Source organism: Brachybacterium sp. GCM10030267 (genome assembly GCF_042666875.1).
Lineage (GTDB): Bacteria > Actinomycetota > Actinomycetes > Actinomycetales > Dermabacteraceae > Brachybacterium.
Genome location: NZ_JBHTCX010000012.1, coordinates 552,296 through 567,556 on the forward strand (window position 1 = coordinate 552,296; position 15,261 = coordinate 567,556).

Annotated in this window: 18 protein-coding genes; 11 read left to right on the forward strand and 7 right to left on the reverse strand. The window is 71.7% G+C overall.

The window, feature by feature from the left end; translation table 11 throughout:
* Positions 1 to 81: 81 nt before the first annotated feature.
* Genes ACFQS2_RS13540 through ACFQS2_RS13550 form a run of 3 tightly spaced genes read right to left on the reverse strand, consistent with a single transcriptional unit; the run spans position 82 to position 4,062 of the window.
* A complete protein-coding gene (locus ACFQS2_RS13540; protein ID WP_377794071.1) occupies positions 82 to 1,083 on the reverse strand; it encodes an NYN domain-containing protein in 1,002 nt (333 codons plus the stop codon).
* 49 nt (positions 1,084 to 1,132) lie between these two features.
* Complete coding sequence (locus ACFQS2_RS13545; RefSeq protein WP_377794072.1) at positions 1,133 to 2,773, reverse strand: amidohydrolase family protein; 1,641 nt, start codon at positions 2,771 to 2,773, stop codon at positions 1,133 to 1,135.
* The gene (locus ACFQS2_RS13550) at positions 2,770 to 4,062 is read right to left on the reverse strand and encodes an alanine racemase (protein ID WP_377794073.1); all 1,293 of its coding nucleotides are present in this window, start codon (positions 4,060 to 4,062) and stop codon (positions 2,770 to 2,772) included. The genes ACFQS2_RS13545 and ACFQS2_RS13550 overlap by 4 nt, the downstream gene beginning before the upstream one ends.
* A gap of 208 nt (positions 4,063 to 4,270) precedes the next feature.
* On the opposite strand from ACFQS2_RS13550, the gene ACFQS2_RS13555 reads away from it, so the two are divergent.
* From ACFQS2_RS13555 to ACFQS2_RS13565, 3 genes are all read left to right on the forward strand, one after another.
* On the forward strand, positions 4,271 to 4,675 hold the full coding sequence (locus ACFQS2_RS13555) for a RidA family protein (RefSeq protein ID WP_377794074.1): 405 nt from the start codon (positions 4,271 to 4,273) through the stop codon (positions 4,673 to 4,675).
* A gap of 185 nt (positions 4,676 to 4,860) precedes the next feature.
* Positions 4,861 to 5,331, forward strand: a complete 471-nt coding sequence (locus ACFQS2_RS13560) for a hemerythrin domain-containing protein (protein ID WP_377794075.1) — start codon at positions 4,861 to 4,863, stop codon at positions 5,329 to 5,331.
* A gap of 60 nt (positions 5,332 to 5,391) precedes the next feature.
* A complete protein-coding gene (locus tag ACFQS2_RS13565; RefSeq protein ID WP_377016589.1) occupies positions 5,392 to 5,727 on the forward strand; it encodes a hypothetical protein in 336 nt (111 codons plus the stop codon).
* A gap of 6 nt (positions 5,728 to 5,733) precedes the next feature.
* Here the strand turns inward: ACFQS2_RS13565 and ACFQS2_RS13570 are convergent, their stop codons facing one another.
* On the reverse strand, positions 5,734 to 6,156 hold the full coding sequence (locus ACFQS2_RS13570; protein ID WP_377016587.1) for a VOC family protein: 423 nt from the start codon (positions 6,154 to 6,156) through the stop codon (positions 5,734 to 5,736).
* Between the two features lie 161 nt (positions 6,157 to 6,317).
* Between ACFQS2_RS13570 and ACFQS2_RS13575 the strand changes: the two genes are divergently transcribed.
* A complete protein-coding gene (locus ACFQS2_RS13575) occupies positions 6,318 to 7,385 on the forward strand; it encodes a glycoside hydrolase family 76 protein (RefSeq protein WP_377794076.1) in 1,068 nt (355 codons plus the stop codon).
* Here ACFQS2_RS13575 and ACFQS2_RS13580 read toward each other — a convergent pair.
* Together ACFQS2_RS13580 and ACFQS2_RS13585 are read right to left on the reverse strand one after the other, a co-directional pair.
* Positions 7,382 to 7,858 carry a GNAT family N-acetyltransferase gene (locus ACFQS2_RS13580; protein WP_377016583.1) on the reverse strand — a complete coding sequence of 159 codons (477 nt, stop codon included), beginning with the start codon at positions 7,856 to 7,858 and terminating at the stop codon, positions 7,382 to 7,384. The genes ACFQS2_RS13575 and ACFQS2_RS13580 overlap by 4 nt on opposite strands.
* On the reverse strand, positions 7,855 to 8,793 hold the full coding sequence (locus ACFQS2_RS13585) for a LysR substrate-binding domain-containing protein (protein ID WP_377794077.1): 939 nt from the start codon (positions 8,791 to 8,793) through the stop codon (positions 7,855 to 7,857). Before ACFQS2_RS13585 ends, ACFQS2_RS13580 begins: the two co-directional genes overlap by 4 nt.
* A gap of 70 nt (positions 8,794 to 8,863) precedes the next feature.
* Here ACFQS2_RS13585 and ACFQS2_RS13590 point away from each other — a divergent pair, with 70 nt between their 5' ends.
* From ACFQS2_RS13590 to ACFQS2_RS13620, 7 genes are read left to right on the forward strand one after another with little or no spacing between them, the layout of a single operon-like run.
* Positions 8,864 to 9,961 carry a YeiH family protein gene (locus ACFQS2_RS13590; RefSeq protein ID WP_377794078.1) on the forward strand — a complete coding sequence of 366 codons (1,098 nt, stop codon included), beginning with the start codon at positions 8,864 to 8,866 and terminating at the stop codon, positions 9,959 to 9,961.
* A gap of 55 nt (positions 9,962 to 10,016) precedes the next feature.
* Entirely contained in the window at positions 10,017 to 10,427 is a 411-nt protein-coding gene (locus ACFQS2_RS13595; RefSeq protein WP_377016577.1) for a molybdopterin-binding protein, read from the forward strand.
* A complete protein-coding gene (modA, locus tag ACFQS2_RS13600) occupies positions 10,424 to 11,188 on the forward strand; it encodes a molybdate ABC transporter substrate-binding protein (RefSeq protein ID WP_377794079.1) in 765 nt (254 codons plus the stop codon). Before ACFQS2_RS13595 ends, modA begins: the two co-directional genes overlap by 4 nt.
* Before the next feature lie 6 nt (positions 11,189 to 11,194).
* Positions 11,195 to 12,028 carry an ABC transporter permease gene (locus tag ACFQS2_RS13605; RefSeq protein WP_377794080.1) on the forward strand — a complete coding sequence of 278 codons (834 nt, stop codon included), beginning with the start codon at positions 11,195 to 11,197 and terminating at the stop codon, positions 12,026 to 12,028.
* On the forward strand, positions 12,025 to 13,095 hold the full coding sequence (locus ACFQS2_RS13610) for a sulfate/molybdate ABC transporter ATP-binding protein (protein WP_377016571.1): 1,071 nt from the start codon (positions 12,025 to 12,027) through the stop codon (positions 13,093 to 13,095). The genes ACFQS2_RS13605 and ACFQS2_RS13610 overlap by 4 nt, the downstream gene beginning before the upstream one ends.
* On the forward strand, positions 13,092 to 14,237 hold the full coding sequence (locus ACFQS2_RS13615) for a cation diffusion facilitator family transporter (RefSeq protein ID WP_377016569.1): 1,146 nt from the start codon (positions 13,092 to 13,094) through the stop codon (positions 14,235 to 14,237). Before ACFQS2_RS13610 ends, ACFQS2_RS13615 begins: the two co-directional genes overlap by 4 nt.
* Positions 14,234 to 14,905 (forward strand): endonuclease III domain-containing protein, encoded by a 672-nt coding sequence (locus tag ACFQS2_RS13620; RefSeq protein WP_377794081.1) that lies wholly within the window; start codon positions 14,234 to 14,236, stop codon positions 14,903 to 14,905. Before ACFQS2_RS13615 ends, ACFQS2_RS13620 begins: the two co-directional genes overlap by 4 nt.
* Here the strand turns inward: ACFQS2_RS13620 and ACFQS2_RS13625 are convergent.
* The gene (locus ACFQS2_RS13625; RefSeq protein WP_377016565.1) at positions 14,902 to 15,207 is read right to left on the reverse strand and encodes a helix-turn-helix domain-containing protein; all 306 of its coding nucleotides are present in this window, start codon (positions 15,205 to 15,207) and stop codon (positions 14,902 to 14,904) included. The genes ACFQS2_RS13620 and ACFQS2_RS13625 overlap by 4 nt on opposite strands.
* Positions 15,208 to 15,261: the final 54 nt, after the last annotated feature.

Here is a 15,261-nt window from a genome sequence, read left to right on the forward strand (position 1 = left end):
CCAGCGCCCGTTCCGACAACTGTCGCGGTATCGAGCTGTGCGTCGCTCAGTCCCTGCCCGTTCCGACCGAGCTCCTCCGGCTCAGTCCTTGGCCCGGACCAGGCGTTCGTGGCCTGTCTCCTCCAGCACGGCGATGTCCGAGTTGGCCTTGAGAAAGTCGGAGAAGGAGCGGAAGCCGAGGGCTTTCTCGCTGAAGGAGGGGTCCATGCGGCGCATGTGCGTCTTGACCGCGGAGCTGTGCAGCCACTCGCTGTCCCCGCGGTCCCCCAGCTGCAGGGCGCGCTGGAGCAGGCGGGTCGCCGCCTCCTGCGGATCCTCGGTGAGTTCGACGACCTCGTCCTCCGCATCGGCGGTGCCGGATGCGGCCGCCGGCGCCTCGGCGGCCGGGGCCGGTGCCTGACCGGAGGCTGCCGCGGCGTCACGATCCGTGGACGCTCCGGAGCCGGCCCCGGACCTGCCCTTGCCCTTGCCGCTTCCCTGTCCGCGGCGCGACCGGGACGCGGGCGCCGGCTCCGGGCGCTCGATGCCGGGGAGGTTGTCGTAGGACTCGAACTCGTCGCAGGCCGCGGCGAGAGACTTGGCGGTCGATCCGGCCACCCCCATGCCGATGACGTAGCGGCCCAGCCGACGGCAGCGCTGGGCCAGGGGGACGTAGTCCGAGTCCCCGGCGACGATGACCACGTGGGTGAGGTCGGGGATGCGGAACATGTCCTCGACGGTGTCGACGGCCAGGCGGATGTCGGCCCCGTTCTTCGCGTACGCCGCCGCCGGGAAGAGCTGGACGAGGTCCACGGCCCGGGAGACCAGCTGGGAGCGGTACTCGGCGTTGACGGGGGCGGACCAGTCGGCATAGGCGCGGGTGAGCATGAGGGTGCCGAACGAGGCGGCGTAGTCGATGATCGCGCCCACGTCGACGGTGGCCTTGCCCAGCCGTTCGGCGAGCTCGGGCTCGCTGGGGTCCTCGGCGAGCCGCTGGCGGTCCCGGCTGTACGCATTGCGACCGTGGACACGGTCGTACCAGGACATGACGATGTTGTCGAAGTCGAGGTAGACGGCGACGCGGGGCTCTTGTGGTTCTGCCATGCCCCCAGTCTGCCTGGTCGGCCCGCTCAGCGACGCCACCCGAGCCAGCTCAGCGACGCCACGCCGGCCCGCGCAGCGCGCGGCCGGGACGGGCATCGGTGCGCACGCCCTCGGTGACCACCGGCATCCCTTCGCTGAGGACCTCGTGGATCCCGGTCGGGGCGAGTCGGGGCTGGTCGATGGTGGCGCGGTCGGCGATGGTCTCGGGGTCGAACAGCACCAGGTCGGCGACCTTTCCCTCGGCGATCGTGCCGCGGTCGCGCAGCCCGAGCCGCTGCGCGGGGCGTGCGCACAGGTGGACGACGGCCTCGGCGAGCGAGAGCACGCCCTGCTCACGCACGTAGTGGCCGAGGTACCGGGCGAAGGTGCCGGCTCCCCGAGGATGCGGTTTGTCGCCGACGAGGATGCCGTCGCTGCCGCCCATGTGACGGGCGTGGCGCATCACGGTGCGCACATTCTCCTCGTCGCCCACGTGCTGGAGGATGCTGGTGCCCAGCCGATCCTGGATCAGCAGATCGAAGAAGACGTCCGCCGGGGGCCGGTGCTCCGTGGCGGCGAGGTCGGCGATCGTCCGGCCCACGCGGTCGCGGAGGTGATCGTGGCGCACTCCGGCGATCTCGATGCCGGTCCAGTCGACCGGGACGCCGTGGCACCCGTCGCTGCCGAGCACTTCGACCTGGTGGGTGATGCGGGCGCGTTCGTCCGCGTCCGTGAGCCGCTCCAGGGTGGCCTCGACCCCTCCCGTGGCGGCGCGGCTGGGCAGCAGAGCCGACAGCGTCGTCGATCCGGGCAGGTAGGGATACGAGTCCAGGGTGATGTCGACGCCGCGGGCGATGGCATCGTCGACCAGGCTCAGCAGCTCCCCGGCCCGGCCGCGGTTCTCCGGGAAGTTCATGGTGGCGTGGGTCAGATGCACAGGGCATCCGGATCGGGCCCCGATCTCGACCATCTCCTGGTAGGCGGCCAGCGCTCCCGCACCGTAGGAGCGCTGATGAGGGCTGTAGTACCCGCCGTGGCCGGCGACCACCTCGCACAGGGCCACCAGCTCATCGGTGGCTGCGAACATGCCGGGCACGTAGGTCAGCCCCGAGGAGAGGCCGAACGCGCCCTCGGCCATGCCGCGGGCGACCTGCTCGCGCATCCGCGCGAGTTCGTCCGCGGTGGCGGCACGGTTCTCGGTGCCGACCACGTTCATGCGGATGGTTCCCTGGGGCAGCAGATAGGCGACGTGGGTCGCGGCGCCGCGAGAGTCGATCTCCGCGAGGTACTCGCCCACGCTGCGCCAGGCGAAGTCGAGCTCGGCCGGCTCCCCGTTCCAACCGGCGATCTGCTGGCGGATGATCGTCGTCGTCTCGTCGGTCACCGGCGCGTAGGAGAGCCCGTCCTGGCCGATGACCTCGGTGGTCACCCCTTGGAGGGTCTTGGCGAGATGGTCCCCGTCGGCCAGCACCGCGAGATCGGAGTGGGCGTGCATGTCGATGAAGCCCGGCGCGAGAGCGAGACCGTCGGCCTCGATCCGACGGGCCCCGGGGGAATCCAGTCGGCGAGCGCCCGGCGTCTCGAGGCGGCCGCTGACGGCTGCGATCACGCCGTCGCGCAGCAGCACGTCGGCGGTCCCCGGGGCGGCGCCGCTGCCGTCGAGGATCAGGGCACCGCGGAGGAGGATCTCGGGAGCGGCGTGGGGTGTCATCCGAAGGTGGTCTCCAGCAGTCCGGTCGCCCGGGGCGCCTCGGCACCGTCGTCATCGATGAGGACCAGTCCCCGCCACTTGTCCAGGACGGTGCACGGATGGGAGAGGCCGAACCGGATCACGTCGCCGACCCGCACGTCGTGGCCGTCCGGCAGGTCGACGAACGTGTGCTGATCGTTCATCGCGGTGCACCGGGCGCCCTCGAGCCGCTCGACGTCGGCCCGCCCGAGACGGCGAACGGCCTGAGGCTCGGGCAGCCCTTCGTCGAAGGAGAAGTCCCGCTTGCCGGCGTCGACCAGGGCCAGGCCCGGCTCCGGGAGGGAGACGACGCTCGCCCACCCGTGCATGGCCGAGCGGAACCGGCCCGGCCGACGGGTCGACATGCTCGTCGCATCGGCGGCGTCCGGCAGCTCCCCGCCGCGTGCGAGGGGACTGATGCCGCGGTAGAAGCCGTCATCGTGGATCACGTAGGCGCCCGAGCGCAGCAGCACCCGGGTCGCCGGGCCGCGGGAGCCCTGCGGGTCGTGGCGGGGGCCGAGCACCCGGGCGACGTCGTCGAAGTAGGCGCTGCCCCCGGCGGTCAGCAGCAGGTCGCCGTCGGTCGGATAGAGGCCGTCCTCGGCGATGCGGTCGTGCAGACGCCCGAGATCCTCGAGGTACTCCCGGACCCGGTGCAGTGAGGCATCGTCCGCGGCGTGCGCGAACGCCCCTTCGTAGCCGCCGACGCCGGCCAGCCGCAGCACCGGCGAAGCGGCCACGGCGCGAGCGAGGTCGAGGCCCTCCTCCACGGTGCGCACGCCGGTGCGGCCGCCGGTGCCACCGAGTTCGATGAGGACGGACAGCGGCGCGGCCGCACCCGCTGTCGTGAGCGCCTCGTCCATGATCTCGATCCCGCGCCGCGAGTCGCTCCAGACGCTCAGGCGGGCGGCGTGCGGGGCGAGGGCACGCAGGGCCCCGGGCTGGACCAGTGCGTTGGCCAGCAGCACGCGGGGGATGTCGCACTCCAGGGCGACCGCGGCCTGCCAGGGCGTGGCGACGGTGATCCCCCAGGCCCCGGCCTCCAGCTGGCGCTGCCACAGGGTGCGGCTCATGGTGGTCTTGCCGTGCGGTGCCAGGTCGACGCCGGCCGCGGAGCACCATTCGGCCATGGTCGCGAGGTTGTGCTCGATCGCGGACTCGCTGAGGGTGACCAGCGGGGTGGGGAGCGCCTCCAGGGTCGGGTGCTCGGCCAGGAGCCGGTCGAATCCGGCGGCGTCCATCCCCAGCGGTGCGGCTTTCAGCTCGTCCATACCGTGCTCCTCCGTGCTCATCGTTCCTGAGCTGCTCGTCAGTCGTGGGCTGCTCGCCGGTCGTGCGCGTGCGCATCAGTGCTGCGCTGCGCATCCGGTCTCTCGCGCCGTCGCGTGCTGCTCCAGTATCGCGGGGCGGCCGCGCCGGAGCAGATCCGTCCGTGACGCTACGCTCGAGGCGACCACGCCAACCGATCGAAGGACTTCCATGACCGACCGTCGCGCCGTCACCACCGCGGACGCCTCCGCTCCCGCGCACACCTTCTCGCAGGGCGTACAGCGCGGCCCGTTCCTGCAGGTCTCCGGTCAGGGCCCGGTCGATCCGGCCACCGGTGACTACATCCATGCCGGGGACGTCGCCGCCCAGACCACTCGCACTCTGAGCAACATCGAGGCGATCCTGGCCGCCGGCGGCGCGGGGTTCGACGACGTCATGATGCTGCGCGTCTACCTCACCCGGCGCGAGGACTTCGCGGCGATGAACGAGGCCTACGGCGAGTTCGTCGGCAACCGCTGCGCCTCGGGCGTCCTGCCCGCGCGCACGACGGTGTTCACCGGTCTGCCGCGCGAGGAGATGCTGGTCGAGATCGACGCGTTCGCCGTCACGGCGTGATGCCTCCGGCGGCCGACGCCACGTCGCGGGGTCGGTCCCTCGCATCTGCGGACCCGGTTCCGCCCTGCGGGGTTCGCCGATAGGCTGGGGCGAGCGTCGCGTGCCGGTGGCAGACCGTGTCAGGCATGGAGGCGCCGGATCACGAAGGAGTTCGACGATGATGACGTCGCACCCTTCGCCCTTCTGTGACTGAGGGCGAGAACGCCAGGCTCATCGCCTGGAACCATGAAATGCGCCGCGTGCATGCGCGTCTGCGGGAGGCGCTGAGCCTCACCCGGGACGCTCTGGCCGACGGGGCCGACGCCGAGCCGGCCACACGCGATCTGCTGCTGTTCTGCCACGGATTCTGCACGGCGCTGACCGCGCATCACGAGGGTGAGGACCGCCGGCTGTTCCCCGCCATCGCGGAGGCACATCCGGAGCTCGGCGAGACCCTGCGCTACCTGCAGCAGGACCACTCGATGATCGCGCACCTGGTCGTCGGCCTCCAGGACGCCGTCGGCCGCGGGGCGCCCGCCCTCGAGCTGGACCGGCATCTCGAAGGGATCGCGGCGATCATGGAGAGCCACTTCCGCTACGAGGAGCGTCAGCTGCTCTCCGTGCTCTCCGCACTGGAGCTCGATGCGGAACGCTCAACGGTGCTGGGGCCGCTGTGAATCCGCAGCCCCTGCCGGCGACGGTGGACGGTGAGGTCGCCCGTGTTGAGGAGGATCGGCATGGTGTGGCTCCTGCGGCTCGATGACGCCCGGGCGCGGCGGGGCGCCCGGGCGCGCCATGACGCCCGGGCGCGGCGCGGCGCGGCGCTTCGCCACGCCCGCATCGGCCGCGTTGATTGCGTTTCCAGGATTTCCGGGGAGGATAGAGCAATGGAGCACGCCACGGAGAAGAGTCCGTACGACATGAGCGAGCAACAGCGTGACGAGGAAGGGCAGGCCGACTTCCGGCCGCCGTCCGCGACGGCATCCCATGACGCCTGCCCCGTCGAACCCGCGATCCCCACCCTGCCGCCGCTGCATCCGCTCAGCGACGAGGCGCCGCAGGAAGGCGAGTAGGGGCGCTCACCCGTCGCCGTTCGAGGATGAGCCCTGCATCGCGGCGACCTCCGCCTCGGATCGCAGGATGCAGAACTCATTGCCCTCGGGGTCCGCGAGAACGACCCACCCGCTGCCCGGTCCGTACTTCCCGCGGTGGTCGGCGATCTCGACAGCTCCGATCCCGCGCAGGCGCTCGAGCTCCGCGTCACGGGTCCCCTCCCGTGGACGCAGATCGAAGTGCATTCTGTTCTTGACGGTCTTGGACTCCGGCACCTCGAGGAACAGCACCGTGTGCCCGGACTCGGGATCGCGGATCACGCACCCCTCGTCTCCGGGCTCACGGGGATCCTCGGGATCGTCCTCGTAGCCGAGGACCTGCTTCCAGAATCCGGAGAGGGCATAGGCGTCGGCGCAGTCGACGGAGGTGTGCGAGACGAAGCTGCTCATCGCCACAGCGTAGGAAGCGGCCACGGGACGCTCAAGAGGTCGGCCGGCACGCGGCTCCTGCCGGCGAGCACCACGGCCCTGACCCCATCGGGCGTTCCCGCGGGGACGCGTTCGCGGAACGTCAGCGCGCGGGGGACGGAATGTCTCTACGATCGTGCCCCATGATCACGGACACTGCAGTCTGGAACGACCACGCCCAGCTCGCGCAGAGCAGCCTCGACCGGCTCTTCGGCACTGATCGTCCCGGCCACCTTGAGAATGCTCATCCCGCCGGCAGCATCGGCGGGGACACCTTCAACTACTGGTGGCTGGCCCACGTCATGGACTGCCGTCTGGACGCGTACGAGCGCACCGGGGACCACCGCTGGACCGAGGCGGCCCGAGAGGTGCGCGACGAGATCGTCGCCCGCAATGGGGGATCGCTGGTCAACGACTACTTCGACGACATGCTGTGGTTCGCGCTCGCACTGGTGCGGTTGTTCGACGCCACCGGGAACCAGCAGGATCTGACCGACGCCGAGTTCCTCGTCGACCACGTGATCGAGCACGGCTGGAACGACACCCTCGGTGAGAGCCTGGCCTGGCGCAAGCAGCAGCTGGACTACAAGAACTCCCCCGCCAACGGCCCGCTGATCATCCTGGCGCTCCGGCTCGCCGCACGGATCCCCGCCCAGGATGCCCAGCTGGCCGCCTACGCCGGGACTGCCATGGACTGGTGGGAGCGCACCCTGGTGGCGGTGGACGGCTTCGTCGAGGACGGCATCAACCGTGCGGGCGACGGACGGATCGACGTGCAGTGGCGCTTCACCTACAACCAGGGCCTCTACCTCGGCGCCTGCGTGGAGTGGTTCCGCCGCACCGGCGAGGGCGACTACCTGGTGCGGGCCCGGCGCACGGCCCGTACGGCCATCGCTGAGCTCAGCGACGGCTCCGTGTTCCGCGCCGAGGGCAATGGCGGCGACGAGGGCCTGTTCAAGGGAATCTTCTACCGGTACCTGGGGCTGCTCATCGAGGCGCTGCCCGAGGCGGACGACGATCGGCGCGCCTTCGAGGACTTCGTGCGCCGCGGCACCGATGCGCTGGTCGCCTCGGCTCGGCGCGAGGACGAGCTGCTGCGAGCCGGCAACGACTGGACCCTGCGCGAGGACGGCCCCATCCACTACTCCACGCAGCTCAGTGCGATGAAGGCCCTCGAGCAGCGGTGGCGGATCGAGGCGCGCGCCGCCTAGTTCCGCGGTCCGGGAAGATCGCGGGTCATGAACACGCTGTGGGGATCGGCGACATAGGCACCGAACGGCGGGCATTCGCGGAACCCGTGACGGGCATACAGCGCCCGGGCCGGGGCGAAGAACTCCGCCGAACCGGTCTCCAGCGAGATACGGGCCGCGCCCCATCGCCGGGCCTCGACCATCACGTGCTCCAGCAGTGCCGTCGCGATGCCTCGTCCGCGCAGGGCCGGGTCGGTACGCATGCTCTTGAGCTCCACATGGTCGGGCTCGAGTCGGGACAGCGCGACCGTCCCGGCCGGCGCCGACCCGACCTCGGCGACCCACAGCCGCACCGTCGGCGCGGTCAGGGCAGAGAGATTAAGTGCGTGCCGGCTCTCGTCCGGGGCGGTGTCGGCCATGTCCTCGAGGTGCTGCTGGAGGAAGCGGACCAGACGCGGATCGGAGAGGTCCGCGTCCACGATCGTCGGCGTCATGAGTCCGCGCTCCCCGACTCAGCGCGACCTGCCCCCGCGCGCACCTCGCGGGATGCCACGGCGACGAGTTCCGCCGCCGGGCCGCTGAGCCGGCGCGGACCCGTCCACACCGCCGTCAACGGCCGCCGCAGGCTCTGTCCCCGCACCGGAACCCGCGCCAGCTGCCCCGCCTCGAGCTGCGAGCGGACGGCCAGCATGCTGATCACCGCCGGTCCAGCGCCCGAGGCCACCGCGATCCGCACGGCGGCATTGCTGCTGAGCTCCTGAACGGGTGGTGTGCCGGCGGCCGACGGGACCAGCTCCTCGAAGGCGTCCCGGGTGCCGGAGCCGCCTTCGCGCACGACGAGCGGGGTCGCGGCGAGCTCATCGAGCCCCAGCGGCTCATCCCTGCGGGCCCATGGGTGGTCGGGAGCGACCACGACGACGAGCTCGTCCTCCCGCAGGGCGAGGGCGTGGACCGAGCGGGGAACGTGCGGGGTCTCGATGAAGCCCAGCTGCAGCCGGCCGTCGCGGATCTCCTCGAGCACCTGGGCGGAATTGAGAACCTCCAGCTCCGCGCGGACGCGAGGGCTGGAGCGGCGCAGGTCGGTCAGCCAGGCCGGCATCAGGTTCTCCGCGATCGTCATGCTCGCCCCGACGTGGAGGTCGAGCGTGTTCTCGTCCCGGCTGTGGCGCAGCCAGGCGCTGAACGCCTCGGCCGACTCCAGGAGGTCGCGAGCGTGAGCGGCATAGAGCAGCCCGGCGGAGGTCGGGCGGGAGCCGCGGGGATTCCGGTCCAGCAGCGCTGTGCCGGCCTGTCTCTCCAGGGTCACGATGGTCCGGCTCGCATTGGGCTGGTACATGCCCAGCTTCCGGGCGCCCGCGCCGAGCCCGCCCTCGTCGACGACGGCGATGAACAGAGCCAGGGCCTGCAGGTTGGGCAGAGGCTCGGACATATCTCCATGATATGCCCTGCTGGTCATGCGCCCTCTACCGAGCGTGCCGGCACCGTGGAAGAGTCCTGGCATGTCCGCGCCTGCCCTCACCGTTGCCGCGGTGCCTCGCGGGCTGATGCCGGGGGTGGCGCTGTGCCTGCTCGTCGCGGTCGCCGCCGCGGTGGCGGCCGCTTCTCTGCCCGGCGTGAGCGCCCTGATCCTGGCGATCCTCGCCGGGATCGTCGTCGCCAATACGACGAACCTGCCCGCCAGCGTCAAGCCGGGTCTGGACTTCTCCGCGAAGGTGCTGCTCCGGGCGGGGATCGTGCTGCTCGGCCTGCAGCTCGTGCTCGGGGACATCCTCGCCCTGGGCGCCCCGATGCTGCTCGTGGTGATGTCCGTCGTGGGCGGCGGCATGCTCGGGACGCTGGCACTGGGACGGCTGCTGAAGGTCGAGCCGTGTCTGACTCTCCTGATCGCCTGCGGTTTCTCGATCTGCGGGGCCGCCGCGGTCGCTGCCGCGGCGGGTGTCACCGATCCGGAGGACGAGCACGAGGAACGCACGGTCACCGCGATCGCCCTGGTGGTGCTGTTCGGCACGCTGATGATCGGCCTGGTCCCTGCGGCCTCGGCGGTGCTGGGGCTCGGGCCCATGACCTCCGGCCTGTGGGCCGGCGGCTCGATCCATGAGATCGCTCAGGTGGTGGCGGCCGGCGGAGTGCTCGGCGGAGGCGCGCTCGCGGTCGCCGTCGTGGTCAAGCTGGCCCGCGTCCTGATGCTCGCACCGGTGATGGCGGTGCTCGGTATGCGGCAGCGGCGGCGCGTCGGCGCGGCCGCCCGAGCGACCGCCGGGCTCGATGCACGCGACGCCGCGGATCCCGGAGGCGGCCCCGCAGCCGGCCCCGGAGGTGTCCCGCCCACTGCGAAGCGCCCGCCGCTGGTGCCGGTGTTCGTGCTCGGATTCCTGGCGATGGTGCTGCTGGGCTCGTTCGTGCCCCTTCCGGTGGTCGTTCTCGAGGCAGGGTCCGTGCTGCAGACGATCCTGCTGGCCGCGGCGATGTTCGCCCTCGGGTGCGGGGTGTCGGTGCGTCGGCTCGTCCGGGTCGGCCTGCGCCCGTTCGCACTGGCGGCGCTGTCCACCCTCGTCGTCGCGTCGATCGCGCTGGCCGGAGTCCTGATCGTGGCCTGACCTCCGGAACCGGCCTGCCAGCAAGGGCCGCATCTGCGCCCCTATACTGGCGTTCATGACGCAGATGCGGGTTCGAGAGGCTGCCATGTTCCTGGGAGTCAGCGAGGACACCGTCCGGCGCCGGATCGAGCGGGGCACCCTCACCGCGACCACGGACGCTGCCGGGCGCAAGGTGCTCGAGGGCGTGGACGTCGCTCGCCTGGCGCGCGAGCTCGCGGTCGGTCCCGAGATGGACGACGGCGTGCGCTCCTCGGCGCGCAACCGATTCGTCGGCCTCGTGACCGACGTCGTCATGGACACCGTCATGGCACAGGTCGAACTGCAGTGCGGCCCCTTCCGCGTGGTCTCGCTGATGAGCAGCGAGGCCGCCCGTGATCTCGGGCTGGAACCGGGAAAGGTCGCCACCGCGTCGGTGAAGGCCACGCAGGTGATCATCGAGACGACCGACGCGGGCACGTCGGCATGATCTCGCCCGCGATCAGTGCTCCGGCGTGGCGAGGTCTGCTCGCCGCCATCGCCGGCCTGGCTCTGGGCCTCGGTGCGACGGGCTGCGCGAGCTCCGAGGACCCCACCACCCTCACCGTGTATGCGGCCGCCTCGCTCCAGGAGCCGTTCGAGGAGCTCGCAGCACAGTTCGAAGCCGCCCATGAGGACGTCGACGTCGCGCTCAGCGTCGCCGGATCCTCCACGCTGGCCGCCCAGATCCGCGAAGGCGCCCCTGCCGACGTGTTCGCCTCGGCCGACACCGCGAACATGGACAAGCTCGAGGACGCCGAACCCACCGATTTCGCGACGAACACGCTGATGATCGCCGTCCCGCCCGGCAATCCCGCGGGGATCACGGACCTCTCCTCACTCACCGGCGACGGGGTGCGCCTGGTCGTGTGCGCGCCGGAAGTACCCTGCGGCGCCGCGGCCGAGAAGGTCCAGGACGCGGCGGGTCTGGACTTCTCCCCGGTCAGCGAGGAGCAGAGCGTCACCGACGTGCTGGGCAAGGTCACCAGCGGCGAGGCCGGCGCCGGCCTGGTCTATGTCACCGACGTGCAGAAGGCAGGAGACGCCGTGGAGGGGATCACCTTCCCCGAGGCGGCGAGCGCGGTGAACACATATCCGATCACGGCTGTCCCCGGTACGGCCCATCCCGATCTCGGCGAGGAGTTCATCGATCTGGTGCTCGGCGAGGACGGCCGGACGGTCCTGAGCAGCTATGGCTTCGCCGGTGCGTGAGCTGCGATGTCCTCACGCCCTGCGCCCTCACGCCCTAGGACCGGCACGGTCTCGGCCACGCCCGCTCCCGGCTCCGCACTGCCCCGTTGGGTGCTGGTCCCTGCTCTGATCGGTGCCCTGTTCGTGCTGCTGCCCCTGGTCGCGATGTCGACCCGGGTCGAGTGGTCCAGCTTCTGGGCGCTGATCACCAGCGAGTCCTCCCTGGCTGCGCTGCGCCTCAGCCTGCAGACCGCGGCCACCAGCGCCGCCGCGTGCGTGGTGCTCGGGGTGCCGATGGCTCTGCTTCTCGCCCGTGCCCGTGCTCCCGGCATCTCGCTGCTGCGCTCCCTCGTGCTGATCCCCCTGGTCCTGCCGCCGGTGGTCAGCGGCATCGCCCTGCTGTACACCGTCGGTCGCCAGGGACTGATCGGGCGGCACCTCGAGGTCCTGGGCATCCAGGTCGCCTTCTCCACCGCCGCCGTGGTGCTCGCGCAGACCTTCGTCGCGCTGCCCTTCCTCGTCATCAGCCTCGAGGGGGCGCTGCGCACCGCAGGTACGCGGTACGAGGCGGCCGCCGCCTCGCTCGGCGCCCGGCCCAGCAGAGTGCTGCTGCGGGTGACGCTGCCGCTGATGCTGCCGAGCCTGGCCTCGGGCACGGTGCTGTCCTTCGCGCGGGCGCTCGGCGAGTTCGGCGCCACGATCACCGTCGCCGGCAGCCTGCAGGGCACCACGCGCACGCTGCCGCTGGAGATCTACCTCCAGCGCGAGAGCGATCCGGATGCCGCTGTGGCGCTGTCCTTCGTGCTGATGATCGTCGCCGTGATGGTCATCGCCATCGCCCGGCGGCGGGCCGCCGCATGAGTCTGTCGGTACGGGTGACCATGCCCGAGCGCGGGCTCGATCTCGCCCTGGAGCTGCCGGCCGGGGAGACCTCCGCGCTGGTCGGTCCCAACGGTGCCGGCAAGTCCAGTGTGCTGGGCGTGATCGCCGGGACGCTGCGACCCCGCACCGGACGGGTCGAGCTCGACGGCCGCGTGCTCGCCGATGTGACCGACGGGCGCGCACGCGCCTGGGTGCCTCCGCACTCCCGCCACGTCACGACCCTCACGCAGGATCCGGTCCTGTTCCCGCATCTCACCGTGGCCGGGAACATCCTGTTCGCCCTCCGCAGCCTCGGTGTGCCCCGCGCGGCAGCGCGGGCCGAGACTCGGCGTCGGCTGGAGGACGTGGGTCTTCAGGAGCTCGCGCAGCGGCGGCCCCACCAGCTCTCCGGCGGGCAGGCGCAGCGCGCGGCGATCGCCCGGGCGCTGGCCGCGCGGCCGCGTCTGCTGCTGCTGGACGAGCCGCTCTCCGCCCTCGACGTGGATGTCTCCCCCGGCCTGCGCGAACTGCTGCGCAGATTTCTCGCCGATCGCAGCGCGCTCGTGGTCAGCCATGACGCGCTCGACGCGATGACTCTGGCCGATACCACCGCCGTCATCGTGGACGGCCATGTCCGCGAGCAGGGGCCGACGATGGAGGTCCTCACGCTGCCGCGCAGCGCCTTCGCGGCCCGCTTCGCCGGGCTCAATCTGCTGCACGGCACCTGGGACGGCACGGCCGTGGCACTGCCGGGGCACGACAGGCTCGCCGGCGGTCTGCGCGGTGGGGCGAGGCCGGGCGACGCGGTCCACGCCGTCTTCCGCCCCAGTGCGGTCGAGCTCGGCTCGGCCCCCGCGAGCGCGGGCGCGGCGGCCATGGCCGAACGCTCGGTCGTCGCCCTCGAACCGCACGGCGATCTCGTGCGAGTGCGCACCGAGGACCTCGCCGCGGACCTGTCACCGCAGGTCGTGGCCGAATCGGCAATCCGCCCGGGCAGTCGGGTCCACCCGCGGGTCGCGCCCGAGGATGTGACCATCTACCCCGCGCGGCGCACAATGGGGCCGTGAGCGACGAGAACACGACGGCGACGGGCACCACGGGAACCGGCTCCGGACAGCGCCCCGGCAGCTCGCCGGGTCGGGACGACGCACAGGAGCGGGACGACGCACAGGGTCGGACTGACCGGAGCACCGGCAACGGTGGCGGGATCGAAGCCGCCGGCGACGGCAGCCCGGCCGAGCCGTCCGGTGGCGGCGGCGAGAGCGGCCTGACCGTTCTGATCGCGTTCTGCGCGAACTTCCTCATCGCGATCGCCAAGACGGTGGTCTCGATCCTCACCGGCTCCGCCTCGATGCTCGCCGAGGCGGCGCACTCGTGGGCGGACACCGGCAACCAGGTGTTCCTCATGATCGGCGAGCGCCGCTCCCGCCGCGCCCCCGACCGCTCGCATCCGCTGGGCTACGGCCGCGCCGGATACGTGTGGTCGATGTTCGCGGCGATCGGGCTGTTCGCGGTCGGTGCCGGCGTGTCCGTATGGCACGGCATCCAGGAGCTCGGCGCCCCGAGCGAGGAGGCCACGTACACGTGGGCCTACGTCGTGCTCGCGGTCTCGTTCGTCTTCGAGGGGGTCTCGTTCCTCCAGGCGACGCGCCAGGCCGTCCGCGGGGCCAGGGAGCGCGGCATCAAGCCGCTGCGCTACATCCGCACCACCTCGGACCCGATGCTGCGAGCCGTGTTCTCGGAGGACTCGTGCGCGCTGCTGGGGCTGGTGATCGCCGCTGCGGGCATCGCCCTGCACCAGATCACCGGGCAGGCGGTGTGGGATGCGATCGGGTCGATCCTGGTGGGCCTGCTGCTGGGCGTCGTGGCGGTCCTGCTGATCATGCGCAACAGCGACTTCCTCTCCGGCGAGGGCGGCTCACCGCTGGCCCGCCACGAGGTGCTCGACCATCTCGTCCACCACCGCGACATCCAGTCCGTCAGCTTCCTGCACACCGAGTGGGTGGGGGCGAACAAGCTCTTCGTCGTCGCCTCGGTCGACGTCGTCGGCGACGTGCGCGAATCGGAGCTGCAGCGACGGATCCAGGCGATCGAGGAAGAGCTGGAGAGTCATCCGGTGGTGATGCGGGCCGTGCTCACCCTCACCCGGCCCGGTGACACGCAGCGGCTGGCCCCCGAACCTCTGCCGGACTGGTACACGGCGCGGTGAGCCGCGCGCCGGCCGCCGCCTCGCCCGGAGCGCTGCTCCCGCTGGCCGAGGCGGATCTGCGGGCGCTCCAGCGCGACCTGCTGGAGGCGCACGGGCCGCTCGGAGCATGGTGGCCGGGAGAGGAGCCCTTCGAGATCGCCGTCGGCGCGGTCCTGGTCCAACGCAGCCGATGGGAGCAGGCGGCCGCGTCGATCGCGAACCTGCGCGGTGCCGGCCTGCTGGAGCCCGGCCGGCTCGCCGCGGCCGACGAGGATCGTATCCGGGACCTCGTGCGCGGCTCGGGGTTCGCCAGCACCAAACCGGGGCGGCTGCTGGCGCTCGCGCGGTGGACGCTCGAGCGAGGCCCCACGGCGTCCGAGCTCAGCGATGGCGACCTGCGCACCGAGCTGCTCGCGGTCGAGGGCATCGGCGAGGAGACGGCCGACGCGATCGCCCTGTACTGCTTCAGCCGGCCGGCGTTCATCTGCGATGAGTACGCCAGACGGCTCCTCACTCTGCGCGGCCATGCGGTGCCCGGCTCGTACCGGGCCTTCCGCCGCCGGCTCGCCCCGGCTCTCGACCGCGCGCGATTCAGCGTTCCCGAGCTCGCCGAGCTGCACGGGCTCATCGTCGAGGAGGGCAAGGCCTCTCCCGCCCGGCGCGGAGTGCAGGCAGGCGCGTCCGCCTAGGAGGCCATCCGGTGATCAGAGTCGGCCCGCGCGCTCCCATCGTCCGCAGTCTCCTGATCGGATGCGCTGATCTCTGCCCAGATCTCATCGAGAGACAGACTCAGGACATGCGCGATGGAGGCGATCGTCGAGAAGGCCGGCGTGGCGACACGTCCCGACTCGATCTTCCGCAGGGTCTCCGGGGAGAGACCGGCTTCCAGTGCCGTCTCGAGGAGCGGCCGATTGCCGCGCGCACGGCGCAGGAGCGACCCCAGGCGCTCTCCACGGGCGACCTCTGCGGGGGTGAGGGGAAGTCTGACCATGTCCCGATACTAATACCGGGATAGTCTTACCGGGATACTTATCGGCTCCCTGGG